Source organism: Salinibacterium sp. GXW1014 (assembly GCF_044769865.1).
GTDB lineage: Bacteria > Actinomycetota > Actinomycetes > Actinomycetales > Microbacteriaceae > Homoserinimonas.
Genome location: NZ_JBIZWA010000001.1, coordinates 800750 through 827108 on the forward strand (window position 1 = coordinate 800750; position 26359 = coordinate 827108).

The window sequence follows — 26359 nt, forward strand, 5'->3', positions numbered from 1 at the left end:
ATTTGGGTCAGGCACGCAGATTCATGGTCCGCATGATGACTGCCGACATCTCCTCGACGCTCTTTGTCGAGGAGTTGAGGAAGGGGATTCCGTTGCGCAGGTAGAGGTCTTCGGCACGGCGAAGCTCGATCGTGCACTGCTCGAGGCTCGCGTAACGACTGTTGGGCCGGCGCTCATTGCGCACCTGACTGAGTCGCATCGGCGTCGTGGTGAGGCCGAAGCATCGCCCCGCGAACTTGGCGAGGGGTCGGGGAAGACCCTCGGTCGGGAAGTCGTCGTCGGTGAGCGGGTAGTTGGCGACGAGGATGCCGTGCTGCAGCGCCATATACATGGTCGTGGGGGTCTTGCCGCAGCGGGAAGGCGCGATGATGACCACCTCGGCGAGGTCCGGCGCCGTCGCGCTCTGGCCATCGTCGTGCTGCATCGCGTATTCCACCGCTCGGATGCGCTGGAAGTATCGGTCGGCGTTCGCGATGCCGTGAAACTGCATGAGCTCGGTGGATGCCGTCACCCCGAGCGCCTGCTCAAGCTCCGTCAGGTGCCCCGCGAGCAGATCGATCACGGCAACTGACGACTCCGTGAGGATGCTGCGCAGCGACATCTGCTTGAGCGTGATGAAGACGATCGGGCTGAGGCCGGCCGCCGCATCTCGGGTGGTTCGCTCGACGACCCTGCGGGCCTCCTCCTCGCTGTCGACGAAGGGAATGGTGTGCCGCTCGAAGGTGATCCCGGGAAAGTTCACCAGGAGCGCATTGCCGAGGGTCTCCGCGGTGACGCCCGTGCCATCCGACACGAAGTATGCGGCGCGCACGGGGAGCGGCGCATCCATTGTCGCGGGGGCGACAGGAGAAAAAGGGGGCACACTTCAACGATAGAGAAGAAAATGATTCCTCCCGCCCGAATCCGTCAGGAAGGAATCGTGATTCTTTCGCTCATTGCATTTTTGTGACCGACCCAGATGCCCGGTGCATATTGCGCGGGTGGCGCTCGGCGAAGTCGCGCGCGATGTGCTCCATGGTCACGAACTCGACCGCGTCGTGCGAGCCGATGTGGTCGAAGAGCCGCTCAAGCATGAGCAGGTTCTGGGGTCGGCCCGAGACATCCGGATGGATCGTGATGGGGAACACCCCGTACTCCATCTCGCGGTAGACCCAGTCGAACTGGTCCTTCCACAGTTGCTCGATGTCGCGCGGTGACACGAAGCCGTGGCTGTTGGGGCTCGACTTGATGAACATCATGGGCGGGAGGTCGTCGAGGTACCAGGACGCCGGGATCTCGATCAGGTCGGTCTCCTTGCCCCGCTCGAGCGGCTTCATCCACTCGCGCGCAGAGGTCGCCTCGTAGTTGACGTTGGTCCAGGTGTCGCCGACCCGCACGTAGTAGGGCGTGTGGTCGTTGTGCATGAGCGAGTGGTCGTAGAGGAAGCCGCGCTCGAGCAGGATCTCGTTGGTGACCTTGGAGAACTCCCACCAGGGCGCCACATAGCCGACCGGCTTCTTGCCGCTCCGCGTCGTGATGAGGTCAGTGCAGTAGTCGAGCACCTCGGTCTCCTGCTCGCGGGTCATCGCGATGGGGTTCTCGTGCGAGTAACCGTGCACGCCGATCTCGTGGCCGCTCTCGACGACGGCGTCGAACTGCTCGGGGAAGGTCTCAACGGAGTGGCCGGGCCAGAACCAGGACATCTGCATGTCGCGGCGGCGGGCCAACTCGAGCAGGCGCGGCACGCCGACCTCGCCCGCGAACAGCCCGCGGGAGATGTCGCCCGGGGAATCCTCGCCGCCGTAGGAACCGAGCCAGCCGCCCACCGCATCCACGTCGACACCGACGCTCACGTAGATCTTCTTTGCCATGGTGTTTCCCTTCTTCTAAGTGGCGTGCCTGCCGAATCGTTCGGCGAGCGGTTCCGCCGCTTCGCGCTGGTCGAGCAGGAGGGCGAGCAGGATGCGTGCCTGGAACGGGTTGAGGGTCCCGGCCGGGATCGCCCCCGCGCGCAGCAGGTCGGCGCCCCCGCCGTTGCCGTAGATGCCCGCGATGGGCCCCCGGGCGACGCGAGTCGCGAGCACGACTGGCACCTCCCGGCGCACGCAGTCCTCGACGATCGAGAGGTAGCCCTCACCCGCGTTGCCGGCGCCGGTGCCCGCGAGCACGAGCCCGTCGGCGCCGCTCTCGAGTGCGTGCTGCATGTGGGCGGGATTCGCGCCGGGGTAGGTGAACAGGGCGTCCACGCGCAGGCCGTCGAATGTCTCGGTCGGCAGGCTCAGGATGTCGCGCGCCACGGGCCGCGCGGTGTTGACCCAGCCCTCCAGCCCCCGAACCCCGAGCAGCAACGGCCCCTCGAACGCAGTGGGCGCGAGTGTCTCGACCTTGCGCGCGCCCTTCGCGGCGAAGAGTTGCCCGGCGAAGGCGATGCCGACACCGATGCCCCTGAAGACCGGGTCGGCGGCGGCTTCGATCGCCTCCGAGAGATTGCGGGGGCCATCCGTGTCGGGCTCGTCGGCGCCGCGTTGCGCGCCGGTGAAGATGACGGGTTTGTCGCCCGCGTGCACGAGGTCGGCCAGGTAGGCGGTCTCCTCCATCGTGTCGGTGCCGTGCGTGACGACGATGCCGTCGATCTCCGGATCGGCGGCGCGGTGCTCGATCTCCTCGACCACGAGGCGTAGCTCCCGCAGCCCCAGTCGGTAACTCCCGGTGCGGAACACCTCGGAGGTGCTCACGTCGATGTCGGACGACGACGGCACCAGGTCGGCGATCGAGTCGACCGCCACGGAGCCGGATGCGCCCTCCGCACGTCGCGACACGATCGTGCCGCCGGTCCCGATCACGTGCACTCGCGTCATGACACCCCGCCTGTCGCGCCCGAGGTCACCCCGAGGTGGGGTCGGGCTCGTTCGGCTGCGATGCTAGGCCCGGGCTTCGGGCCGCGCAATGGGGTGGATGCGGAGGAACGCGGCTGGTCGCCGCTCAGCGTCGTGACTGGGAAGCTCCCGGCCATAGCGCCGCGCCGAGCCCCCGCTCCAGCTTGGCGATCGTGTCGAGGTCGGGCCAAGTGCGGCCCTGCAGGATCCCCTGAATGGTGCTGTGATCGACGCCCGTGCGCGCCCCCGCTGCCCTCATGCTCAAGTCCCCCATCGCCGCCTGCAGGTTCAGGGTCAACAGTCGAGCGACCTCGCCGCTCGGGTCATCCGAAGGCGTGTCGGGCCAACTCGACGTGCGCTCGCTGGGCGAGGAGCGAGATGGCCGGGGCATGACTCGAGCGTAGACGAGCGCAGCGGAGAGTGAAGAAGGAGCCCGTCACAGAACGGGGACCATGTGGTAGCTGAGGCGGGATTCGAACCCGCGACCTCACGATTATGAGTCGTGCGCTCTCACCAACTGAGCTACTCAGCCACATGCCGACAGTGTCGCGAAACCTGTCGATCGAGCCCCCTGTGGGAATCGGACCCACTACCTCTTCCTTACCAAGGAAGTGCTCTACCAATGAGCTAAGGGGGCATTCCTCGTGCGCGCACAAGGCTGGCCCGTTCAGGCAACCGGTCTAGATTATCATCCCTCCGCCGGGAGCAAGAACACGCCGGGAGCGAGAACACGGAGCATCCGCCCCGAATCGAAGCACTCAGCCGGGCCGGTTGGCCTTCCCGTCGAGCCACAGCATGTCTGAGTCGTCGCGGTGAGTGCCGGTCGAGCCGACGTGCTTCGCGTCGATCTGCGGCCCCTTCTTGATGACATGCACGAGCGCCATCCCGTGGCCACGGCCGAGGTCGTACTCCGTCTCGAGCCACTGCAGGATGACGCCCGCCTTCACGGAGGGGTCGTCATACCCTTTGGCCTTCGCAACCTCGACAAGTTGGCGGGGCGTGAGCCCCGTCCTGTCTTCGATCGCGTCGAGGTACGCCTGGAATGACATCATCGTCTCCATTCGGGTGTGGTCCGGGTGAGCCGCAGGCTACCGGAACGCAGGCACCCCTGTCACGGCCTTACCGAGGATGAGCGTGTGCACCTCATCGGTTCCCTCATAGGTGCGCACCGACTCCAGGTTGTTGGCGTGCCGCAGCGGCGAATGGTCGAGCGTGACGCCGTTGCCGCCGAAGATCGTGCGCGCCTCGCGGCAGATCGCGATCGCCTCACGCACGTTGCTGAGCTTGCCGAGCGAGATCTGCTCGGGAGTGAGGAGCCCCGCATCCTTCAGCCGCCCCAGGTGCAGCGCCAGAAGGGTGCCCTTCTCGATCTCGACCACCATGTTGGCGAGCTTCTCCTGCGTCAGCTGATAGCCGGCGAGCGGCTTGCCGAACTGCTGCCGCTCAAGCGAATACTCGAGTGCGGCGATAAAACTGTCGCGCGCCGCCCCCATCGCGCCCCAGACGATCCCATACCGCGCCTCGTTGAGACACGAGAACGGCGCCCGCAGACCGCGCGCCTCTGGCAGCCGCGCCGACTCCGGCACGCGCACCTCGTCCAGCACGATGTCGCACTGGATCGACGCGCGCATCGAGAGTTTCGGCTCGATCGGCGTGGCGGTGAACCCCGGCGTGCCCGTCGGAACGATGAAGCCCCGGATGCCCTCCTCGGTGTTCGCCCAGATGATCGCCACCTGCGCGATCGACGCGAGGCCGATCCACCGTTTGGCGCCCGAGATGACCCAGTCGTCGCCATCACGCCGGGCGAAGGTGTACATGCTGGCGGGGTCACTGCCCGCCGTGGGTTCGGTGAGGCCGAAGCATCCGATGACCTCACCGGCCGCCATGCGGGGCAGCCATTCCTGCTTCTGCTCCTCGCTGCCCCACTTGTGGATGGCGCTCATCGCGAGCGAACCCTGCACGCTCACGAAGGTGCGGATGCCCGAATCGCCCGCCTCCAGCTCGAACGCCGCGAGTCCGTACTCGACGGCGCTGCGGCCCGGGCATCCGTAGCCCTTGAGTGACGCGCCCAGCACCCCCAGCTCACCGAGCTCGGGCACGATCTCGGCCGGGAACACCCCCTCGGCGAACCAGCGGCCGATGTTGGGGCGGATGCGCGCGGCAACGTAATCGCGCACCTCCTCGCGGAAGGCGCGCTCCTCGTCGCTCAACAGCGAGTCGATCGCGAGCAGGTCGTGGGCGGCGGACGGCGTTGTCATGCCTCGAACCTATCGCCGGCCGTCGAGTGCCGAGAAGTGGCGCGAGAACCGGCGGCTAGAACACCCTGAGGAGCACGCCGCTCGCAGCGCCCACGAGCACGACCACCCACGGCGGGGTGCGCCACGCAAGCAACAGCACGAAGCACACGACAGCGAGCGAGAGGCTCGCGACGTCGACCACGGCGGAGACGAACACGGGATCGTAGAGCGCGGCGGCCAGGATGCCGACGACGGCAGCGTTGGCTCCCCGCATGAACGCGCCCGCCCACGGCACGGAGCGGAACCGGTTCCAGAAGGGCAGCACCCCGAGCAGCAGGAGGAAGCCAGGGAGGAACACGGCAATGAGCGCGAGCGCCGCCCTGGCGAGCCCTGGCTCGCCGAGCGCCCCGAGGTAGGCGGCGAAGGTGAACAGGGGGCCCGGCACGGCCTGCGCAGCCCCATACCCGGCAAGGAACTCGTCCTGGCCGACCCATCCGCCCGACACGACCTCGGCCTGCAGCAGAGGAAGCACCACATGGCCGCCGCCGAAGACGAGCGCGCCCGCCCGGTAGACGCCATCCACGAACTCGAGCACCCCGCTGCGCGTGACCGTGGCCACGATGGGAAGGCCGACAAGGAGCACCGCGAAGAGCGAGAGTGACACCAGCCCCGCCCGCCGCGAGACAGGGAACGTGAGCGGCGCCTCGACCGTGGGCGTTCGGCCCCGGCACAGCAGCAGCCCGGCGAGCGCCCCCAGCGCGATCGCGGCCACCTGCCCCCACGCCGCCGGCACCAGCAGCGCGATGACCATGGCGACGACCGCGATCGACGCGCGCCGGGCATCCGGGGTCAGGGCCTTGGCCATCCCCCACACCGCGTGGGCGACGATCGCGACGGCAACGATCTTGAGCCCGGAAAGGATGCCATCGCCCACCGGGTTGTCCATGATCGACGCCCCGAACGCGAAAGCGACAAGGAGCGCAGCCGAGGGGAGGGTGAAGGCCAACCAGGCGACCACCGCACCCCAAGGCCCCGCCCGCAACAGGCCGAGCGCGAAGCCCACCTGGCTCGACGCCGGGCCAGGCAAGAACTGGGCCAAGGCCACGAGATCGGCGTACTCCCGCTCCCCCAGCCAGCGCCGCCGGGTCACGAACTCGTCGCGGAAGTACCCCAGGTGAGCGACCGGCCCGCCGAAGGAGGTGAGACCCAGCTTGAGGAACGCCCGGAAGACCTCCCCCACAGCGCGTGAAGCCGGTGGCAATGATCCAGCCTCGCCCGCCACCAGTTCTCCCGTCGCCGCCACCATGCCGAGGATATCCTCGGCGTCAGGGGAATAGGCGGCCGCACCGCGTCGTATATATCTGAGGAAACTTCCCAATCCCGAAGGAGCCCCATGCCCTGGAATAACACCCGCATCACCCGGATGCTCGGACTCGACCACCCCATCGTGCAGGGCGCCTTCGGGGGCGGGATGTCCCGGGTCGTCCTCGCTGCCGCGGTCTCGAACGGCGGCGGCCTCGGCTCCTTCGGCGCCCACCACCTCGACGGTGACGCCATCACTGCACTCATCGCAGAGTTGCACGCGGCCACCGACCGCAGCTTCGCCGTGAACCTCTGGGTGCCGATTCCGGGCGAACCCACGGAGCTCGACCAGGACACCTGGGAGCGCGCCGCCGAGCTGCTCACCCCCTGGCTCGAGCGCCTCGGCATCGAGCGCGCCCCCTTCGCGCCCAGGCGGAGCATCCCGTTTGAGGAGCAGGTCGATGCCCTGCTCGACGCGGCGCCACCGGTCTTCAGTTTCGTCTTCGGCGTGCCCGCACCAAAGATCCTTGCCGAGGCGAAGCGCCGCGGCATCCTCACCCTCGGCACGGCCACCAACATCGACGAAGGACGCGCCCTCGACGAGGCTGGCGTCGACATCGTGGTCGCGTCGGGCTACGAGGCGGGCGGCCACCGCACCTCGTTCCTGCGCCCCGCCAGCGACTCCCTCGCCACGGGCCCTCTCACCGCCATCCTGAGCTCGCGACTCAGTGCACCTGTCGTTGCCGCGGGAGGCATCGCGGATGGTCGCGGCATCGCCTCGGCGCTCATGCTGGGCGCTGAGGCCGCTCAGCTCGGCACCGCCTTCCTCGCCACCGAGGAGTCCGGAGCCTCACCCTCCCACCGCGCCGCACTGCTCGACAGCCGAGCCGAGGCGACCGCCCTCACCCGGGCGTTCTCAGGAAGGTGGGCTCGAGGCATCCGCAACCGGATGCTCGACGAGCTGGAGCCGCAGCAGGCCGAACTGCCCCCATACCCCCTCCAGCAGTGGCTTATGCAGGAGATCAAGGCTGCCGCGGTCGCCGCCGGGGACAGCGACGCCATGTCGATGTGGGCGGGGCAGGGGGCGCCGCTGCTGCCCGGCCCGCGCACGGCACGCCAAGCGCTCGACGAGCTCGTAGCCCAGACGAACGAGGCGTTCGCCGCGTTCGCTCCCTGACTACTTGACGGCGCCGGCCGTCAGCCCGCCCACGATGTACTTCTGTAGGAACAGGAACAGGATGACCACCGGCAGCGCGGCGATGATCGCACCCGCCGAGAACGCACCCCAGTCGGCGTAGTTCGGGTTCGACACGAGCTTGTAGAGGCCCACCGCGAGCGTCTGCTTCTCGGGGTCGATCAGCACGATGCTCGAGACCACGAACTCGTTCGTCGTCGTGATGAACGACAGCAGGCCGACGACCGCGAGGATGGGGGCGACAAGGCGCAGGATGATCGTGAAGAAGATGCGCGCATGGCCCGCGCCATCGATCTTCGCCGCCTCGTCGATGTCTTTCGGCACCGTGTTGAAGAAGCCGTACATGAGGTAGGTGTTCACGCCGAGCGCGCCGCCCATGTAGACCATGATCAGGCCGATGTGCGTGTTGATGCCGATCGCCGGGAACCAGTCGCTGATCGCGTTCATCAGCAGGAAGATCGCCACCACCGCGAGCAGTTGCGGGAACATCTGGATCAGCACGATCGACATGAGCCCGAAGCGGCGGCCCGTGAAGCGCATGCGCGAGAACGAGTACGCCGCGAGCGCCCCCAGGAACACGGTCGCAACCGCGGTGATGGATGCCACGAGCATGGTGTTGCCGAACCATGACGCGAACGGCTGCGATGGGTCACTGAAGAGACGCTCGTAGGCGCCGACACCGATGTTCGAGAAGAGCGCGTTCGACCCCGTCAGCGTGCCCGCCGGGTTGAGCGACGCCGAGAGCACGTAGGCGAGCGGGAACAGGCAGAAGAGAATCAGCACGACGCCGACCAGGTGGCGCCAGCCCGTCTCGGCAAGCCACCGGCCGAAACGGAACGGCCGCTTCTCGAAGGTCTCCCCACCGCGGGTCGTGATGCTGCGTGTCGTCGACATCAGTTCAGGTCCTCCAGCATCCGGGTCTTCCTGAAGCTCACGATCGAGATGACCGCGACCAGGATGAAGATGATGATCGTGAACGCGCTCGCAAGCCCGTAATCACGGAACTGACCGGTGAACGCCACCTTGTAGACCATCGAGATCAGGATGTCGGTGGCCCCGACATTCACGGCGGCCGAAGCATCCCTCGGCCCACCGCCGGTCAGCATGTAGATCAGGTTGAAGTTGTTGAAGTTGAAGGCGAAGGAAGAGATCAGGATGGGCGCCATCGTCACGAGCAGCAGCGGCAACTTGATGAGGCGGAACACCTGCCACGGCTTGGCGCCATCGACCGTCGCCGCCTCGACCACATCGTCGGGGATCGCCTGCAGCGCCCCCGTCGCGATGAGGAACATGTAGGGGAAACCCAGCCACAGGTTCACGAACAGCACACTGAACTTGGCCAGCAAGGGGTCGGTCAGCCACGGGATCTCCGCCCCACCCAGCAGCACCTGGTTGACGAAGCCGTAGCGCTCGCTCAGCATGCCCGACCAGATCAGCGCCGACAGGAACGCCGGGAACGCATACGGGAGGATCATGACGATGCGGTAGAACTTGCGGCCGCGCATCCGCTTGTAGTTGAAGACGATCGCGAGGAAGAGCCCCAGGAAGAACGTCGAGGCAACCGAGAGCAGGGCGAAGACGATCGTCCAGAGCGTGACGCTGATGAGGGGGTCTCGGATGCTCTCCTCACCGAACGCCCGCGCGAAGTTGTCGAAGCCCACCGTGATGCGCCAGCCGGGCAGCAGCTCCTCGCCGCTCTCCGAGACGAAGGCGCCCTCGCCCGTGTCGGCGAAGACCTCCCCCGTTGCGGTGTTGGTCATGGTGTCGGCCACATCGTCGTAGACGAGGCGCGACGTGTAGATGTTCGCGGACGAGCCATCGGCCGTGCGCAGCACACCCTCGTTCGGGTCGGAGGAGAAGGGCACCTCGAGGTCGAACACCTCCGACTGCCGCTTCAGCACGTCGTTGAACGAGAGGCTGGTCCAGCCATCGACGGCGACCGCCACGCCGCCCTCCATGTCGGCGTCGACCCGCTCAAGCGGCGAGTCGGGCGCGCCAAGGTAGGCGTCACCCTCCGGGTCGGTGACGAGCATCCCGAGCCCCTGCAGGCTCTCCACGACCGTCACCTTGTAGGTCTCCGAGTCGGGCACACGCTCGCGCGCCGAACTCATGAGCGCCTGCACCGCCTGCGCCTTGTCAGAGTTGTGCCCTGTGCCGTAGTTGGTGAACCCGACGTAGGCCGTGTAGCCGACGACGAAGACCTGAAAGACAAGCAGGAAGAGCACGCCGGGCGTCAGATACTTCGCCGGCAGCGCCCGGTGCGAGAAATAGATCCAGTTGACCGCGATCGTCACGACAGCGACGATCCCCGCGACCAACCACTCGTCACTCAGCACCAGCACGAACAGCGCGTACACCGCGATCGCGTCGACGATGCCGAGAGCCACAATCTTCAGCAGGATCACGCGAAGACCACCGGATGCTGCATCCGCAAGTCTCGCTGCCCGCTTCTGTCGCGGGCTCGCCCTGACCTCGTCGTCGATCTGCATGTGTCTCTTTCTGTCCTGGCGTTGGAGCGGCAGGCCGCCGACGTGTTCGGGCGTCGGCGGCCTGCACAGGGTACGGACTAACCGGCGATTGCCGCCTCGACGTCCGCGGCAAGCTTCTGCCAGGTTGCGACGGGGTCTTCACCGTTCAGGATTGCTCCCTCAGCGATGCCCCAGAACTCCCACACGGCGCCCATCGCGGGGGCGGCAGGCATGGGCACGGCGTCAGCACCGACCTCGCGGAAGCCCGCGACGATCTCGTCGGAAGCCGCGTAGTCAGCCGACTCCTTCAGCGCGGGGAGCACCTGGCCGGAGTCGAAGAGCGCGTTCTGCACCTCGACCGTGCCGAGGTAGTTCACCAGGAAGTCGTTCGCGGCGACCTTGTTCTTGCTCTGCTCGTTGAGCAGGAAGCCCTTCACGCCGGCGAACGGCTGGGCAGCCTCGGTGCCGGGGGTCGGGATGGGGTCAACGGCGACGTCGATGCCAGCGTCGACGGCGACGCCGACGTTCCAGGGGCCGGTCAGCCAGAAGGCGGCGTCTCCGCTGAGGAAGCGCTCCTTGGCGATGTCACCCGTGAGCTCGGTGTCGATGACACCGGCGGCACCCTGCGCGCCGAGCCACTGGGCGAAGGCGAGGCCGCCCTCGTTGCCGAGCTGCAGGTCAGTCGTGTCGTAGCCGTTCTCGTCGCTGCCGAAGACGGGCGCACCGAAGGCGGTCTGGAACGGGTACAGGTGGTACGGGTTCGCGAGGCCACTGCCGTCGGACTCGACGACGAAGGTGCCCGCGGCGAGCATCTCGTCGAAGGTCGCCTTGGCCTCGGGCACGAGCTCCGTGTTGCGGAGCACTGCGATGTTCTCGACACCGTAGGGCAGGAGGTATTGCTGGCCCTCATACGTGGCGGCCTCGTAGGCGACCTCGAGGAACTCATCCTGCTTGTCGGCCAGCTCGATCGGCGCGACGACACCGTTGGTGACGAGCTCGCCCAGCCAGTCGTGAGCGCCCATGACGATGTCGGGGCCCTTGCCCGTCGGGGCCTGCTGCGTGAAGTCGTCCTTGATCTCGGCGTTGGCCTTCGAGACCAGGTCGACCTTGATGTCGGTCTTGTCCTCGTATGCCTTGGCCACATCCTTGAGGGCGTCGACGCGCTCGGCGTCGACCCAGACCGTCAGGGTCGTGGTCTCAGCGTCGTCTGCACCGCCGTCTGCGCTCGAGCATCCGACGAGTGCCAGCACGGCGGTGGTCGCGATTGCGCCGGCCGCCATGAGGCTGCGTGATTTCACCATCGTTGGTGTCACCTTTCTTGTGGGCAACCCCGACGCGGCGGTATTGACCGCCGGGCTGCGTGTTGTGGGGTCGCGAATGGATTGCAGGGTTTGCAAGCGCTTACATTCTGACCCATGAGAACGGGAACGCAAACCTCAGCCGTCCAATAGTTATCTGCTCATTTGCGGCGCAAGCGCTTACGACATTGAGCCTCCTCGGTTAGGGTGTCGCCATGGCCACCGAGATCACCACCACCACTGGCACGCACGGAACACCCGGCAGCGAGTGGTGGCGCAGCGCAGTCATTTACCAGATCTACCCCCGCTCCTTCGCGGATGCCTCGGGCGACGGCATCGGCGACCTGCCGGGCATCACCAGCCACATCGACTCCCTCGCCGAACTCGGCATCGACGCCATCTGGCTCTCCCCCTTCTTCACCTCGCCCCAGAATGACGCGGGCTACGACGTCGCCGACTACTGCGACGTCGACCCCATCTTCGGCACCCTGGACGACTTCGACCGGATGCTCGAAGAGGCGCACTCGCGAGGCATCCGCGTCATCGTCGACCTCGTGCCCAACCACTCCTCCGACCAGCACCGCTGGTTCCAGGAGGCACTCGCCGCAGGACCCGGCTCCGAGGAGCGGGCGCGCTACATCTTCCGAGAAGGCAAGGGCGCGAACGGCGAGCTGCCGCCCAACAACTGGGAGTCGGTCTTCGGCGGCCCGGCCTGGAGCCGCATCGAGGAGGCCGACGGCACCCCCGGCCAGTGGTATCTCCACCTCTTCGACTCCAGCCAGCCCGACTTCGACTGGAACAACCGCTGGGTGCACGAGCAGTTCCTCGACATCCTGCGCTTCTGGCTCGACCGCGGCGTCGACGGCTTCCGCGTGGATGTCGCCCACGGCCTCGTGAAGCAAGAGGGCCTGCCCGACTGGACCCCGCCCGCCGAGAGCAACAGCATGGGTGGCGGCCTCGAAGACGAGGCGGAAGAGGCGGCGCTCTCGCCCTACTGGGCGCAGGAGGGCGTGCACGAGATCTACCGCGAGTGGCGTGACCTGCTCAACACCTATGAGGGCGAGCGCGTGCTGTGCGCGGAAGCCTGGGTCGACCCGCTGCACAAGCTGGCCAAGTGGGTGCGCTCCGACGAGATGCACCAGGCCTTCAACTTCGGCTACCTCGAGACGAAGTGGGATGCATCCGCCCTCCGCACCGTCATCGACGACTCCTACGAAGCGTTCCACAGCGTGGGGGCGCCCAGCACGTGGGTGCTCAGCAACCACGACGTTGTGCGCCACGCGAGCCGCCTCGCCGTCACGGCCGACAACCCTCAGGGCGACGGCCTCGGCCCCAGGTCGAAGGGCCTGCCCGACCCCGTCATCGGCCTGCGCCGGGCCCGCGCCGCCACGGCGCTCATGCTCGCGCTCCCCGGCAGCGCCTACATCTACCAGGGCGAGGAGCTCGGCCTGCCCGAGGTCATCGACCTGCCCGATGAGGCCCGCCAAGACCCGACCTGGCACCGCACCAACGGTGAGCGCTACGGACGAGACGGATGCCGCGTGCCCATCCCCTGGGAGGCAGACGCCCCCGCCGCGGGGTTCAACACGACCGGCGAGAGCTGGCTCCCGCAGCCGTCCGGCTGGGGCGCCTTCGCGCGAGCCGAGCAGCGCGGCGTCGAGGGATCCACGCTCGAGTTCTACCGCCGCGCACTCGCGCTGCGCAAGGAGCACAACGTGGGGCTCGGCTCATTCACGTGGCTGCAGCACGATGAGCCGGAGGTGCTCGTCTTCCGCACCGAGGGCCTGACGGTCATGGCGAACACGGGGGCAACGCCCGTGCCGCTGCCGGAAGGCGCAGACGTGCTGCTCGCATCCGCCGACCTCGACGGCGACACCCTGCCGGGAGACACGACGGTCTGGCTCGCAAGCTGACAGGTGCCAGCTGCGTGAGATTCGACTAGTGCATGTTCAGCTGCGCGCTGAAGCTGTACAAGTCGGATCTCACACGCGACACAACTCGCGCGGTTAGTTCGCGTTGGCCTTGAGCCAGGCGAAGGGGTCGATCGGCGTGCCGTCGGCGTGGATCTCGAGGTGGAGGTGCGCACCCGTCGAGGCGCCCGTGCTGCCGACGGCGCCGATGACGGTGCCCACCGAGACTGGCTGTCCCGCAGCAACCTGGATCGAACCCCACGCCATGTGGGCGTAGATGCTCTGGATGCGCTGACCATTGACCACATGATCGATGATCACGTGGTTGCCGAGGCCGCCGCCGTCGAGCTTGACCGCGCTGACGACACCCTCGGTGATTGCCTGAATGGGCACGCCTGCGCCCGGCGTGAAGTCAACGCCGAGGTGGTAGGTCGAGCAGTAGGAGCACGCCGCCCGGGGGCCGAAACCGTAGGAGATGGGTGCCGGGTGCACGAAGGGCCACTGGATGCTTCCAGCCGGGTTGTTCGTGTAGCTGAAGTTCGCGGAGGTCGCCGGCCGCTGCGCAACGAAGCGCACGGGCGGCACGTAGGCCTTGGCCGTGTAGCTGTCGCGGACGAGGTCGGTGGCCGCAGCATCCGCCGCCGACGCGACAACGCCGAGCGACTGCACGTCGTTTTCGGCAACCTCACTCGAGCTGAGCGACGACGCCTCGGCCTGGGGCGCAAGGCTCGTGCCGGAGATCGACGTGGAGACGAGCATGGCGGCGACACCGAACATCGCGCCCATGCTCATGAGGGTGTGCATGACCTTGCGACCACGAGACGGGCCAGCCGACGCATCCCGGCCCTTCGGACGGAGACCCACGCGGCCCTTTGTGGCGACGACAGGCGCGACCGTCGCGACGGGCTCGCGCGCCGCCCGAATCGCGGGGGCCACCGACCTGCGCTGCGAGCGACGCTCCTGCTCACGCGCCTCGCGACGACTCGACGGCACGCGGCCGTCTTCGGTTCGGGTCATGAAAGGTGTTCTCCTACGCGCAGTGCATCGGGATTTCTCACTGCTGTACTGAACGCCCCGGGTAGCTCGGGCGTTTTGTAACGGATTCATAAACCCTAACGCACGCCGGATATCAAGCGGAACCCCCTTCTGGGGGTGTTTCGTTACCAGCGGTTCAGCGCGCGTTCATGCAATGCGCGCCAGCCGGCGTGTCGAAGGTCAGTTGGCGTTGGCCTTGAGCCAGACGTAGGGGTCGACCGGGGTGCCGTCGAGGTGCACCTCGAAGTGCAGGTGCGCACCCGTCGAGGTGCCCGTGTTGCCGACCGCGCCGACCACCGTGCCGACCGTGACCTGCTGGCCGGTGGCGACCTGGATGGAGCCCCACTGCATGTGCGCGTACACGGTGGTCACGCGCTGGCCGTTGATGACGTGGTCGATGATCACGTGGTTGCCGAGGCCGCCACTGTGAAGGTTGACCGCGCTGACGACGCCATCGGCCATCGCCTGGATGGGAACGCCCGAGCCGGGCGTGAAGTCAATGCCGAGGTGGTAGCTCGAGCAGTAGGAGCAGACGTTGCGGGGCCCGAAACCGGAGCTGATCGGCACCGAACCAACGAAGGGCCACTGGATCGAACCATTCGGGTTGTTGCTGTACGAGAAATTCGGGTTGCCACGGAGGGCCGCGATCTGCTGCTGGAAGGACTTGGCCTCGTAGCTGTCACGCGTGACTGTGTCGGTTTCCGCCGCGGCAACCGCCGCCTCGACGTTCACCATGACGTCCTGTGCCGGCACTGCCGCCATCGCGGCAGGGGACTGCGATTTGTCTGCAGCACTTGCGGCAGCGGCAAGGTCGTCAGCCGTGTAGAAGGCGGTAGCGGGCACCGAGGTCGACACAAGGAGGGCGAACACGCCTGCCATCGCACTGATGCTGGCAAGCTGACCGATCATGGTGCGCTTGCTGCGCTTCGCTCGAGGCTGCGAGGCCGGGCGCTTGGCAACGGAACGCTTGACGAGCTTGCGGCTCGTGCTGGGCCGCATCGCGATATCGGAAGCATCGGATGTCGCGCGCTCAACCCGGCGGGAGCCGTGACGCGTCGCGCGGCTCTGCTGTGCCTGCTCGGCAGCACGGCGCTCGCGGCGCGACGTAAATTCCCCCTGGGCCCCCGGCATGGACGCACCCTGGAGGGCGCCCTCGTTGCTCGCTGCCACTACGCGGATTCCGGCGTTTCTACAGCGCGGCTCGACGTTCGGGACATGGCACAACTCCTACACAATTGACCAGCTCGGGTTCGGGTACGGCTGGTCCGATGACGTTTCTCACAAAGACATACGGGTGGTTACCTCGAAAGGCAACCCAACGAGGCTACCCCGGGGCCCCTTTTATTCCCAGTCGGAGGCCGAGATTAACAGGGTCCTCTCAAGGAACTCGGCGAGCGGAGCATCCGCCGCCAGGGTGAAGGTGGCAGAAGGGGACGTTCCCTCCCAGCCCGTCACGCGGGCCCCCGCCTCACGTGCGATGAGCGCTCCCGCGGCGTGGTCCCACGGCTGCAGACCGGTCTCGAAGTAGGCGTCGAGGCGGCCGCACGCAACGGCACACAGGTCGAGCGAGGCTGCCCCGATTCGCCGGATGTCGCGCACCTGCGACAGCAGCCCGACGAGTGCCTTCGCCTGCGCGACCCGCACCTCGGGGCGGTAGCCGAAACCCGTGCCGACGAGGGCACGCTCGGGTGGGACATCCGTCGTCGCTTGGATCGGACGACCGTCGAGTGTCGCACCGCCACCGGCCGTGGCCGCGAACAGCTCCCCCGACTCGGGGTTGAACACGACACCGGCAACCGCCCTCCACGTCAACGGATCGGGCTCGCCCTCCACGACCGCGATGCTCACGGCGTACTGCGGGATGCCATAGAGATAGTTGACTGTGCCGTCGATCGGATCGACGACCCAGGTGAGCCCGCTCGAGCCGACCTCCGCGCCGCTCTCCTCGCCGAAGAAGCCGTCCTCGGGCCGCTCCGCCTTGAGACGGTCCCTGATGAGCGCCTCGACCTCCCGGTCGGCGTGCGTGACGATGTCGACCGCCGTCGACTTGCTCGCGGCCACGCTCACGCCCTCCACCCGGCGCCTACGAGCAAGCACTCCCGCCTCGCGCGCAAGGTCGGAGGCGAACGACAAGAGCTGTGCGGCATCAGTCATGGGGCCACTCTTTCACGCTCACTCCCGTCGCGCCTGAGATACATCGCAGGCACCCTCCATGTCATCCTCCGGGCCGACTCGCACGCCGGATGGCGCTGGAAGGCTTGGGCACGCCAGACCGGCACGTACCCCCTGAGGAGCCCCCGAATGAGAAGACTTCCCACCATCACGGCCGCCGCAGCCGTCACCCTGGCCTGCATCCTGACGGGCTGTTCGACGGGCGGCGCGGGCGGCGGTGAACTCTCCATCGAAGACTCGCCGCTCAACCAGTACTTCGCAGCGGGCTACAGCGGAGAAGGCTCGGCAGAAGACCAGAAGCGCATGGAGGAACGGGAGAAGAAGCGCGAAGAACTCATCGCGAGCTGCATGGCGGATGAGGGCTTCGAGTACACGCCCGAACTCGCGAGCTTCGAGCCCGCCGCCTCCGACGAGGACGAGATCGACCCCATGTCACGTGAGTACGCCGAGGTGTACGGCTACGGCGTCGTGACGAACCCGTGGTCGAGCGACGCCGAAGCCGAGGAGCCGGAGGAGGTCAACAAGAACCAGCTCTACATCGACTCCCTCTCCGAATCAGAATCGACCGCCTACTACGAGGCGCTCTACGGCGCGGTCGAAGACGACGTCGACGAATACCGCTGGGAGGATGCCGGATGCCAGGGGTATGCCCAGCACGAGATGTCGGGCGAAGACCCTTGGGAGGCCGAGCAGTTCGCCGGGCTGCGCGACAAGCTGCAGGGGCTCTACGCGGAACTCGAGCGCTCACCCGAACTCGCCGCACTCGAGCGCGAGTGGTCGAACTGCATGCAGGAGGCCGGCGAGCCCGGTTTTGACACACAGATGTCGGCGGCGAACTCGATCTACGACGAGATCAATCGCATCTACGAAGCATCCGCCGAGACCGACCCGGAGGGCCTCAGCGACCCGAGCGACAGCCCCGAGATGAAGGCGCTCGGCGAACGTGAGATCGAGCTCGCGCTCGTCGACCACGACTGCCGTGAGGAGACTTCGTACATGGAGAAGGCGTTGAAGATCCAGTTCGACCTCGAGGCACGGTTCGTCGACGCCAACAAGGCCGAACTCGAGGCCTTCAAGGCCGCACTCGAGCAGGGCAGGTAGGCATGGAGGAGCGCACGGAGCTGATCGAGGTCGCGGGGGACGGGCATCCGTCGTCCGACGCGGCTCGCGTCGCGGGATGGGGGCGCGTGCTGCGTGGCAACCGCGTGCTGTGGGTTGTTGCGGCGAGCGCCGTGCTCGCCCTCGTCGCGGGCCTGCTGATCGGGCGCTTCATTGCACCCGCCGAAGCCGGCGAGGCGCCCGAACGGGGTCTCGTGACGGTGCCAGTCGAGTTCGGCCCCCTCAGCAACGACGTGACCCTGCGGGCCGACGTCGGTTACGCGGACGCGGTGCACGTGACGGTCGACACCGCCTCGCTCGACGGCGCGGCCATCGTCACTGGCCAGGTGCCCGAGCAGGGTGCCGAGCTCGCGACCCTCTCGGTCGCCCTCGAGGTCGCTGGCCGACCGATCATCGTGCTCCCGGGCGAGCTGCCCGCCTACCGCACGCTGCGGGTCGGCGTCTCCGGACCCGACGTGCTGCAGTTGAAGCAGGCGCTGACCGCGCTCGGCATCGGCGTCGGGGATGCCACCTCCCCCATGTTCGACCGCACGACCGCCGAGGGCGTCAGGCAGCTCTACGCCCAGGTCGGCTACCCCGCGCCGGCACCCGCGGAGGGCGCGACCGAGATGCTCCGCAGTGCCGAGGAAGCGCTCCGGAGCGCGCAGGGCGCCGTCGCGGCGGCGCAGCAGGGCCTCGCCGCGGCGGGAGCCGGCCCAAGCACGCTCGACGTCTGGCAGGCCGACGTCGCGGTGGCGGATGCCGAGCGGGCAGTCGAGGCCGCCCGCGCAAGCGGCGGGGACGTGCAGGGCGCCGAGTGGGCGCTCAAGACCGCCCAGCTCCAACGCGAACAGCTGTTCGCCGCAAGGGACACGAGCGCTGAGCAGGCCGAACTCGCATCCGCTCGCGCGCAGGTGCAGGCGGCGACGGATGCCCTCTCGGAGGCGCAACTCGGGGTGCTCCCCCACCTGCCGGCCAGCGAGGTCGCCTACCTCACCGAACTGCCGCGCCGCGTCGACTCCGTCAACGTCGCGCGGGGCGCCGCCGTCCAGGGTCCGGTCATGACCGTCTCGGGCGCATCAGTGCGACTCACGGGCGCAGCGGCCGAGGCGGATGCCCGACTCCTGAGCGTCGGAGGCGAAGCGTCATTCGAACTCCCCGACGGCACGGTCGTGGGCGCGACGATCGCCGCGATCGAGGAAGCGAAGGGTGAGGCATCCCGTCGCACCGTCCTCCTCGACCCGGCCGAACTCACGCCGGAACAGGTCGAGCAGATCAAGGGCAAGAACGTGCGCGTGCGGGTGCCCGTCGGGGCCACGGAGGGCGACGTGCTCTCCGTGCCGCTCGCCGCGCTCACGGCCGGCCCGGGCGGCGAGGAACGCGTCGAGATCGTCGAATCCGACCCGCGCGACGGCGAGGACGCGAAGACCCGCATGGTGCTCGTCGAGACAGGGCTGGCCGCGCGTGGTGCCGTCGAGATTCGCCCCCTCGACGGTGAGATCGAGGAAGGCGCGCTCGTGGTGGTCGGGCGATGAGCGCGGTCGCGCTGGCGTCTGCTTCGCCGGGGCTCACGCCCGTGGCATCCGTTCTGGCACTGCGGGATGTGACGCGCTCCTTCCCCGGACCGCCCGAGGTGCAGGCGCTCAAGGGCGTCTCACTCTCGGCCGCGCCCGGCGACTACATCTCGATCGTGGGGCCGAGCGGGTCTGGCAAGTCGACCATGCTCAACATCCTGGGCCTGCTCGACCGGCCGAGCGTGGGCGAGTACGAACTCGCGGGCGCGCGCACCGGCTCGCTCACCGACAACGAGCGCGCGGCACTGCGGGCGCGCTTCATCGGCTTCGTGTTCCAGTCGTTCCACCTCCTGCCGCGACGCACCGTGCTCGAGAACGTGCTGCTGCCGATGCTCTACAGCGGCGTGCCACGGGACGAGCGGATGCCACGGGCACGAGCCGCACTCGAACGCGTCGGCCTCGGCCACCGCATGGACTACATGCCCGGGCTGCTCTCGGGCGGTGAACGGCAACGTGTCGCGGTGGCCCGCGCCGTCGTGAGTGCACCGCAGCTGCTCCTCGCCGACGAGCCCACCGGCAACCTCGACCAGCGCACCTCGGGCGACGTCATGTCACTCTTCGAGGAGCTCAACGCCGACGGGCTCACGCTCATCGTCATCACGCACGACGCGGCCGTCGCGGAGCGGGCCCGCCGCAGCATCCGCATCTCCGACGGTCGATTGACGGAGCTGTGATGCGGCTGCCTCGCCTCGCGCGGTCGCGCGGCGCCCTCAGCCCCGACCGCTTCACCTTCCAGGACCTCGTCGCGGAGGCGACCGCCGACATCGGCACACGACCGGGGCGGCTCATCATGACCATCCTCGGCACCGTCTTCGGCATCGGCTCGCTCGTCGCGACCCTCGGACTCGCGCAGACCGCGGCGGGGCAGATCGAGCGCCAGTTCGACGCCGTCGCGTCGACGCAGGTCGTCGTGACACCCGTCACGGCCGAGACGGGGGCGCAGAACGCGAGCGTCGCGGCGGGACGCCTGCCGTGGGACTCGGCACCGCGCGTGCAGCGGCTCGCCGGTGTCGAAGACGCGGCGCTCCTCGGCGAGGTGCGGCTGCCGGATGGCGCGGTCATCACCTCGGTGCCCGTGAACGACCCCTCCGCACCGGTGGCGGCCTCCCCTCACCTCTTCGCGGCATCCGGATCACTCCTCGCGGCAGACGAGGGCTCACTCGCGACGGGCCGACTCTTCGACGCCGGGCATGACACGCGCGGCGACCGGGTCGCCGTGCTGGGCCCCCGAGCGGCGGAACGCCTCGGCATCAACCGCATCGACGCGCAGCCCTCGATCTTCGTCGGCGGGGTCGCCTACGCCGTCATCGGCATCGTCGACGGCATGGAGCGTCGAAGCGACCTGCAGGACGCCGTCATCATCCCCATGGGGGCGGCCCGCGCGGACTTCGGGCTCGGAGCGCCGACCGAACTCGCGATCCGCATCGCGGTCGGCGCGGGACCCCAGGTCGCTGAGCAGGCCGTGCTCGCACTGCAGCCGGATGAACCCGACACCCTCCGGGCGAGCGCGCCCGCCGCGGCATCCGACCTCAGCCTCAGCGTGCAGGCCGACGTCAACGTCGTGTTCCTACTATTGGGGGTCATCGCTCTGCTCGCTGGCGGGCTCGGAATCGCCAACGTGACGCTGCTCTCGGTTTTGGAGCGCGTCGGCGAGATCGGGCTGCGCCGGTCCCTCGGGGCGACACAGCGCCAGGTGGGCCGGCAGTTCATGGTCGAGTCGATCGTCATCGGCCTCATCGGCGGGCTCATCGGGGCCGCCGTCGGCGTCGTCACCGTCGTGCTCGTCGCCGTCGTGCAGGGCTGGACGCCCGTCACGAGCCCCTGGGTGGCGCTCGCCGGCACCGTGCTCGGGGCCGGCGTCGGCTGGGCCTCGGGCTGGTACCCGGCGTGGCGGGCCGGCCGCATCGAGCCCGTGACGGCGCTGCGCGGGAGTTGAGCGGCTGCGGGCCGCGCGGTTTCTGCTGCACTTCTTGAATCGCTGCCGGGGTGTCGGCGGCCTGGAGCGCGTGTCGCGGCAAGAAGCGCATCAGAAACCGCAGGCGACGGCCGGCAATGACGAAGGGCCCCGGCAAACGTCGGGGCCCTTCGTCTCGTTGCGTGGCAAGTGAGGGATTCGAACCCCCGAAGGCTGAGCCGTCTGATTTACAGTCAGATCCCTTTGGCCGCTTGGGTAACTTGCCCCGCTCCTCCGACCACGTGTATTCACCTGATCGAAGGCGCTCAGAAGAGAATACAGTGCGCCGAGGCTTGGTGCGAACCACGCTCCTCCCCAGCACGGGGCACGCCACCTTGGCCACGGGATGCACGGATGCGCGGCACCCTACGCGCACGACCGGGCACGCTGCATCCGTGCCGTCCGTCACCCACGCGATCACCCATCTTGGCGGCGTCGCGAGGCTCGGGGAGCTGCGCTCGCTGGGCCTCAGTGACGATGCGGTGCAGCGCGCCGTCGGCACGGAGGTGATCCGAGTTCGCCACGGAATCTATGCGACTCCGGATGCGCCACCCCTGCTTGTGCGGGCGGCACGGGTCGGCGGGGCCCTCGCAGCCGCCTCAGCCGCTCCGCTCCATCACCTGTGGCAGCCGCCGTCTCGGCACACACTCGACGTCAGCGTTCGGCCGGAAGCGCGCGGACTCCTCCACCCCGTAACAGGGCAGCCGCTCACAACACCCGGCCCCGTGCGGCTCATCAGGGATCGCCACCGTCACGACGAGGCGGAGCGCTGGGTGGTGTCCCCGACACGGTGCCTTGCGCAGTGCGTGCGGCTCGAACCTTGTCGATGCGCGTGCGGAAGCCGGCAGCGAATCTGTGGCTCGCGTGCGGTACGGGCGGGCGGGGATCGTCGCGGTTCCGCAGGTGCGCGTGGCCCGCGGCATCCGTGTCGACCTCCTCATCGGCGACCGACTCGTGGTTGAGGTGGGCAGCTTCTTGCACCACGGAAGCGCCGAGGCCTACGAGGATGACCGCGAGCGGGTCGCCACCCTCACGCGGCTGGGGTTCGTCGTGCTCGACTTCACGTACCGCCAGGTGATGTTCGACTGGAAAACAGTGCTGGCAACCACCCTCAGCGTCATGGCCGAAGGCGCCCACCTGGGCCGACGTCGCCCCTGGTGAAGGAACTCGGCTGGCTCGCCACTCTCCCGGCGTGACCGCCGCCGCTTCGGTGTGCGGTTAACAGCAACGTTTCCGGCGCGCGCGGCGGCGTGTTGCCGGATGCGTGCGGCACGTCGCCCGACAGCGTTGCCACTCGCCGCAGAGGGAGCGCCGGGACGGATGCTGCGAAGCGAGAGAAACGGCGACAGCACGACAGCGTGCGAGCAACAGCAGTGTGGGACGCGCGCACGAGACCCGAAGTATGATCGCGTCGAGGCAGGGAGGTCTCAGTGCCGGGGATTCAAGCCGTTGCAGAGCTCGCGGGGGTGAGCACCGCGACAGTTTCGCGTGCCCTGAGCGGCAAGCCCAACGTCTCGCAAAAGACCCGGGATGCCGTGCTCGCCGCGGCCGCGGAGCTCGGCTACGTCGTCAGCTCGAATGCGTCGAGCCTCGCGACGGGGCGCACCCGCAACATTGGCGTGGTCGTGCCGTTCCTCACCCGCTGGTTCTATGCATCCGTGCTGGAAGGGGCGGAGAGCACGCTCCGCAACCACGGCTACGACCTGACCCTCTACAACCTGGCGGGCGGCGGCGACGAGCGGCGCAGCGTCTTCGAGCACTTCCTGCTGAACAAGCGGGTGGATGCCGTGATCGCGATCTCCCTCGAACTGACAGGCGGCGAGCTTCAGGGGCTGTTGAGCATGCACAAACCCGTGGTCGGGGTCGGCGGCCCGCTCCCCGGGGTGCACACGCTCAGCATCGACGATGTCGAGGTCGCCCAGTTGGCCACGGAGCACCTGCTGCAGCTGGGCCACACGTCGATCGCCCATATCGGGGGCAACGATGACTTCGAGCGCGACTTCCACCTGCCGACGAACCGCCGCATCGGCTACGAGGGTGCCCTCGAGTCGCGGGGCATCCCCGTGAACCCGAGCCTGTTCCGGGCGGCGGACTTCACGATCGAGGGCGGATACGCGGCAGCAAAGCAGCTGCTGGGTTCGCCACGCGAGCGACCCACCGCGATCTTCGCGGCATCCGACGAGATGGCGATCGGGGCGATCCTGGCCGCCCGCGACATGGGCCTCCACGTGCCCGACGACGTCTCGGTCGTGGGCATCGACGACCACGAATTGAGCGAGTTCTTCGGCCTGACGACCGTGGCGCAGTTCCCGCAGCTGCAGGGGCGGATGGCGGCCGAGCTGCTGCTGGACCAGTTGCATCCGGAGACCCGCACGCAGGGCGCGCTCAACACGGCGCTGCCCTTCGAGCTCATGGTGCGCTCGAGCACCGCCCGGCCCAGTTCAGGGCGCGGCTGACGGCGAGGCCCTCGGGGCCATGACGCTGTCGACGATGGTCGCGTAGCGGTTGGCGGCATCCGCGACCGACCGCACGTAGTCGAGCGAGTTGTTGTAGGCGAGGATGCCGGCGCGCCACCCCTCCTCGTCGACCATGTCGGGGCTCGCCCGGCAGAGATAGTTGGATGCCGCGAGCACGGCGTCATCGATGTTGTGCGGGTCTTCTACGCCGTCGCCGTTGCCATCGATGTGCCAGCCGGCCCACGTCTGCGGCACGAGCTGCATGGGGCCAACGGCGCGGTCGTAGTCGGGATCCCCGTCGATCTCACCGTCGTCGCTGTCGGGGATGTGCGCCGAAGAGGTGCCATCGAGCGCAATGCCGAAGATGGGCGGCTCGACCGTTCCGTCGGCGGTGACGCGCGAGCCGCCGTGCCGCCCGTGGTCGCTCTCGACGAGGCCGATCGCCGCGAGCGTGTTCCAGCCGAGGCCACACTCGGGCCGGTCGACGGCCTTGAAGAGGGAGGCGCCCGCGTAGGCGGCGAGGGCACGCTCGGGGATGCCCGTCGCATCCGCCGCCTCGGCCAACCATGCGGCATCCGCCCCCTGGGCAGCACCCGGGCCCGGGGTCGGCGAGCGCGGGGGCAGCGACGCCGGCGCGGCGTAGGGCGGACCCTGCTCGGCGGGCTCACTGTCGGACCCTGAGGTTCCGGGACGCACGACCGCCAGGATCAGCACGACAGCGAGCGCCGCGACCCCAGCCGCGATCCCGCCGATGAGCACCCAATCGGGCCAGCGCCGGGGCCGCGAGGAGTCGTGTGCCATAGCCCCGACTGTACGGCGGCCACGGCTAGCATTGCCTGCATGGCAGATTCATCGTTTGACATCGTCAGCAAGGTCGACAAGATGGAGGCCGACAACGCCCTCCACCAGGCGCAGAAGGAGATCTCGCAGCGCTACGACTTCAAGAACGTCGGCGCATCCGTTGACTGGAGCGGCGAGAAGTTCCTGATGAAGGCGAGCTCCGAGGAGCGAGTGAAGGCTGTGCTAGAGGTGCTCGAGGCCAAGCTCATCAAGCGCGGCATCAGCCTCAAGTCGCTCGACGCCGGTGAGCCCTACGCGTCAGGCAAGGAGTACCGCATCGAGGCGAACCTCAAGCAGGGCATCGCGCAGGACGACGCGAAGAAGATCAACAAGCTCATCCGCGACGAGGCGCCCAAGGGCGTCAAGAGCCAGATCCAGGGCGACGAGTTGCGGGTCAGCTCCAAGAGCCGCGACGATCTCCAGGCCACCATGTCGCTGCTGAAGGGTGCCGACCTCGACGTCGACCTGCAGTTCGTGAACCTGCGCTGACCGTGCTGAGCGCCGGGTGGCTCAGCACCCTCATCATCGTGGTGCTGGCGATCATCGACATCGCCATCCGCATCGGCGCTCTCATCGTCGTCCCCATCAACCGCAAGCCGCAGACGGCGACCGCCTGGCTGCTCGCGATCTTCCTCATCCCCTACGTCGGGTTCCTGCTGTTCCTTCTCCTCGGCAGCAACAAGTTGCCACGCAAACGGCGCAAGAAGCAGGATCAGGTCAACCAGATCATCCTGGACGCCACCGAGGGCCTTGAAGAAGCCGAAGTGAACCCGGACTGGCCCTCATGGCTCGCCAACTCGGTCGCCCTGAACCGCGCGCTGGGCGCCATGCCGCTCGTGCGCGGCAACACAGCGGCCCTGCACTCCGACTATGAGGAGAGCATCCGGGCGATGACGGATGCTGTGGGCCGGGCGAAGAAGTTCGTGCACGCCGAGTTCTACATCGTCAACCTCGACGAGACAACGGCGCCCTTCTTCGACGCGCTCGAGGCAGCGGCCAAGCGAGGCGTCACGGTGCGCCTTCTGCTCGACCACATCGCCTCCCTGCGCTACCCGGGATATCGAGCGACCAAGAGACGGCTGGATGCCGCGGGCATCGAATGGCACCTGATGCTCCCGGTGCAGCCATTCAAGGGCAAGTACCAACGGCTTGACCTTCGCAACCATCGCAAGCTGCTCGTCATCGACGGCGACCTCGCCTTCACCGGGTCGCAGAACATGATCGACTCCTCGTACAACAAGCGCGGCAACATCCGGAACGGCCTGCACTGGAAAGACCTCATGGTCGAGTTCGACGGGCCGATCGTCGCGGGGATCAACGCGCTCTTCCTCAGCGACTGGTATGCCGAGACCGATGAGCTGCTCCTGCGTGAGCTCGGGGAGGCCACGGAGGAGGAGGGCCGCGAACTCATCGAGTGCCAGGTCGTGCCGAGCGGCCCGGCCTTCCGCGGCGAGAACAACCTCCGCCTCTTCAACGACCTCATCTACGCCGCCGAGGAACGCATCGTCATCACGAGCCCCTACTTCGTGCCCGACGAGTCGATGCTCTACGCCGTGACGACCGCCGCCCAGAGCGGCATCGAGGTCGAGCTCTTCGTCTCGGAGGTCGCCGACCAGAAGGTCGTCTACCACGCGCAACGCAGCTACTACGAGGCCCTCCTGCGTGCGGGCGTGCGCATCTGGCTCTACGCCGAGCCGACCGTTCTGCACGCGAAGCACTTCACGATCGACGACAACGTGGCGGTGATCGGATCCAGCAACATGGACATGCGCTCCTTCACCCTCAACCTCGAGATCTCGGTCATGGTGCACGGGCAGAGCTTCGTGCGACAGCTCCGCACGATCGAAGACCAGTACCGGGCCAACAGCCGGGAACTCACCCTCGACGAGTGGCTCGCGCGCCCCACCCGCTCCGTCGTGCTCGACAACCTCGCCCGCCTCACGGCGACCGTGCAGTAACTAGACT

General features: G+C 68.0%; 24 protein-coding genes and 3 tRNA genes. 10 read left to right on the forward strand and 17 right to left on the reverse strand.

The features are described 5' to 3' along the window. Positions 1–7 precede the first annotated feature (7 nt). The 9 genes from ACIQK7_RS03940 to chrA all read right to left on the reverse strand — a co-directional run bounded on the left by ACIQK7_RS03940 (position 8) and on the right by chrA (position 6398). Positions 8–862 carry a pyruvate, water dikinase regulatory protein gene (locus ACIQK7_RS03940; RefSeq protein WP_403021512.1) on the reverse strand — a complete coding sequence of 285 codons (855 nt, stop codon included), beginning with the start codon at positions 860–862 and terminating at the stop codon, positions 8–10. Positions 863–932: 70 nt separating this feature from the next. Continuing rightward, positions 933–1850: a polysaccharide deacetylase gene (locus ACIQK7_RS03945; protein WP_403021515.1), complete on the reverse strand. Its 918-nt coding sequence runs from the start codon at positions 1848–1850 to the stop codon at positions 933–935. Positions 1851–1865: 15 nt separating this feature from the next. Then, entirely contained in the window at positions 1866–2837 is a 972-nt protein-coding gene (locus ACIQK7_RS03950) for an asparaginase (RefSeq protein ID WP_403021517.1), read from the reverse strand. Positions 2838–2961: 124 nt separating this feature from the next. Then, the gene (locus ACIQK7_RS03955; RefSeq protein WP_403021520.1) at positions 2962–3246 is read right to left on the reverse strand and encodes a helix-turn-helix domain-containing protein; all 285 of its coding nucleotides are present in this window, start codon (positions 3244–3246) and stop codon (positions 2962–2964) included. Between the two features lie 64 nt (positions 3247–3310). Next, positions 3311–3387 (reverse strand) — tRNA-Met (locus ACIQK7_RS03960). Positions 3388–3420: 33 nt separating this feature from the next. Then, a tRNA-Thr gene (locus tag ACIQK7_RS03965) sits at positions 3421–3492 on the reverse strand. Positions 3493–3613: 121 nt separating this feature from the next. Next, positions 3614–3904: a DUF4287 domain-containing protein gene (locus ACIQK7_RS03970; protein WP_403021522.1), complete on the reverse strand. Its 291-nt coding sequence runs from the start codon at positions 3902–3904 to the stop codon at positions 3614–3616. A 39-nt stretch (positions 3905–3943) separates the two neighbouring features. Further along, complete coding sequence (locus ACIQK7_RS03975; protein WP_403021525.1) at positions 3944–5113, reverse strand: acyl-CoA dehydrogenase family protein; 1170 nt, start codon at positions 5111–5113, stop codon at positions 3944–3946. A gap of 55 nt (positions 5114–5168) precedes the next feature. Next, on the reverse strand, positions 5169–6398 hold the full coding sequence (gene chrA, locus ACIQK7_RS03980) for a chromate efflux transporter (RefSeq protein ID WP_403021528.1): 1230 nt from the start codon (positions 6396–6398) through the stop codon (positions 5169–5171). An 87-nt stretch (positions 6399–6485) separates the two neighbouring features. Between chrA and ACIQK7_RS03985 the strand changes: the two genes are divergently transcribed. Continuing rightward, positions 6486–7571 carry an NAD(P)H-dependent flavin oxidoreductase gene (locus ACIQK7_RS03985; RefSeq protein ID WP_403021529.1) on the forward strand — a complete coding sequence of 362 codons (1086 nt, stop codon included), beginning with the start codon at positions 6486–6488 and terminating at the stop codon, positions 7569–7571. On the opposite strand, the gene ACIQK7_RS03990 is transcribed toward ACIQK7_RS03985, so the two are convergent. From ACIQK7_RS03990 to ACIQK7_RS04000, 3 genes are all read right to left on the reverse strand, one after another. Further along, entirely contained in the window at positions 7572–8483 is a 912-nt protein-coding gene (locus ACIQK7_RS03990; RefSeq protein WP_403021531.1) for a sugar ABC transporter permease, read from the reverse strand. It abuts the gene before it with no gap. Further along, complete coding sequence (locus tag ACIQK7_RS03995) at positions 8483–10078, reverse strand: ABC transporter permease subunit (protein ID WP_403021534.1); 1596 nt, start codon at positions 10076–10078, stop codon at positions 8483–8485. Before ACIQK7_RS03995 ends, ACIQK7_RS03990 begins: the two co-directional genes overlap by 1 nt. Before the next feature lie 77 nt (positions 10079–10155). Beyond that, on the reverse strand, positions 10156–11358 hold the full coding sequence (locus ACIQK7_RS04000) for an extracellular solute-binding protein (RefSeq protein WP_403021537.1): 1203 nt from the start codon (positions 11356–11358) through the stop codon (positions 10156–10158). Between the two features lie 212 nt (positions 11359–11570). Here ACIQK7_RS04000 and ACIQK7_RS04005 point away from each other — a divergent pair, with 212 nt between their 5' ends. Continuing rightward, on the forward strand, positions 11571–13268 hold the full coding sequence (locus ACIQK7_RS04005) for a glycoside hydrolase family 13 protein (protein ID WP_403021540.1): 1698 nt from the start codon (positions 11571–11573) through the stop codon (positions 13266–13268). A 93-nt stretch (positions 13269–13361) separates the two neighbouring features. Here the strand turns inward: ACIQK7_RS04005 and ACIQK7_RS04010 are convergent, their stop codons facing one another. The 3 genes from ACIQK7_RS04010 to ACIQK7_RS04020 all read right to left on the reverse strand — a co-directional run bounded on the left by ACIQK7_RS04010 (position 13362) and on the right by ACIQK7_RS04020 (position 16454). After that, entirely contained in the window at positions 13362–14282 is a 921-nt protein-coding gene (locus ACIQK7_RS04010; RefSeq protein ID WP_403021542.1) for a M23 family metallopeptidase, read from the reverse strand. A 198-nt stretch (positions 14283–14480) separates the two neighbouring features. Beyond that, positions 14481–15470 (reverse strand): M23 family metallopeptidase, encoded by a 990-nt coding sequence (locus ACIQK7_RS04015; RefSeq protein ID WP_403021545.1) that lies wholly within the window; start codon positions 15468–15470, stop codon positions 14481–14483. 171 nt (positions 15471–15641) lie between these two features. After that, positions 15642–16454 carry an inositol monophosphatase family protein gene (locus ACIQK7_RS04020; RefSeq protein ID WP_403021547.1) on the reverse strand — a complete coding sequence of 271 codons (813 nt, stop codon included), beginning with the start codon at positions 16452–16454 and terminating at the stop codon, positions 15642–15644. 147 nt (positions 16455–16601) lie between these two features. Between ACIQK7_RS04020 and ACIQK7_RS04025 the strand changes: the two genes are divergently transcribed. Genes ACIQK7_RS04025 through ACIQK7_RS04040 form a run of 4 tightly spaced genes read left to right on the forward strand, consistent with a single transcriptional unit; the run spans position 16602 to position 21080 of the window. Beyond that, a complete protein-coding gene (locus tag ACIQK7_RS04025; protein WP_403021550.1) occupies positions 16602–17573 on the forward strand; it encodes a hypothetical protein in 972 nt (323 codons plus the stop codon). A gap of 2 nt (positions 17574–17575) precedes the next feature. Then, positions 17576–19105: a hypothetical protein gene (locus ACIQK7_RS04030; protein WP_403021552.1), complete on the forward strand. Its 1530-nt coding sequence runs from the start codon at positions 17576–17578 to the stop codon at positions 19103–19105. Then, on the forward strand, positions 19102–19818 hold the full coding sequence (locus ACIQK7_RS04035) for an ABC transporter ATP-binding protein (RefSeq protein WP_403021555.1): 717 nt from the start codon (positions 19102–19104) through the stop codon (positions 19816–19818). Before ACIQK7_RS04030 ends, ACIQK7_RS04035 begins: the two co-directional genes overlap by 4 nt. Further along, on the forward strand, positions 19818–21080 hold the full coding sequence (locus ACIQK7_RS04040) for an ABC transporter permease (protein ID WP_403021558.1): 1263 nt from the start codon (positions 19818–19820) through the stop codon (positions 21078–21080). The genes ACIQK7_RS04035 and ACIQK7_RS04040 overlap by 1 nt, the downstream gene beginning before the upstream one ends. Positions 21081–21242: 162 nt before the next feature. Here ACIQK7_RS04040 and ACIQK7_RS04045 read toward each other — a convergent pair. After that, positions 21243–21324, reverse strand: a tRNA-Tyr gene (locus ACIQK7_RS04045). A 629-nt stretch (positions 21325–21953) separates the two neighbouring features. Between ACIQK7_RS04045 and ACIQK7_RS04050 the strand changes: the two genes are divergently transcribed. Then, on the forward strand, positions 21954–22259 hold the full coding sequence (locus tag ACIQK7_RS04050; RefSeq protein ID WP_403021560.1) for an endonuclease domain-containing protein: 306 nt from the start codon (positions 21954–21956) through the stop codon (positions 22257–22259). A gap of 269 nt (positions 22260–22528) precedes the next feature. Further along, positions 22529–23554 (forward strand): LacI family DNA-binding transcriptional regulator, encoded by a 1026-nt coding sequence (locus ACIQK7_RS04055; RefSeq protein ID WP_325209646.1) that lies wholly within the window; start codon positions 22529–22531, stop codon positions 23552–23554. On the opposite strand, the gene ACIQK7_RS04060 is transcribed toward ACIQK7_RS04055, so the two are convergent. After that, positions 23540–24355: a lytic transglycosylase domain-containing protein gene (locus tag ACIQK7_RS04060; RefSeq protein WP_403021562.1), complete on the reverse strand. Its 816-nt coding sequence runs from the start codon at positions 24353–24355 to the stop codon at positions 23540–23542. The two genes, ACIQK7_RS04055 and ACIQK7_RS04060, sit on opposite strands and share 15 nt — an antisense overlap. Before the next feature lie 39 nt (positions 24356–24394). Between ACIQK7_RS04060 and ACIQK7_RS04065 the strand changes: the two genes are divergently transcribed. Beyond that, positions 24395–24883, forward strand: coding sequence for a YajQ family cyclic di-GMP-binding protein (locus ACIQK7_RS04065; protein WP_147722852.1), 489 nt, complete (start codon positions 24395–24397; stop codon positions 24881–24883). Positions 24884–24888: 5 nt separating this feature from the next. Continuing rightward, on the forward strand, positions 24889–26352 hold the full coding sequence (gene cls / locus ACIQK7_RS04070; protein ID WP_403023965.1) for a cardiolipin synthase: 1464 nt from the start codon (positions 24889–24891) through the stop codon (positions 26350–26352). The last annotated feature ends 7 nt before the right edge of the window (positions 26353–26359 follow it).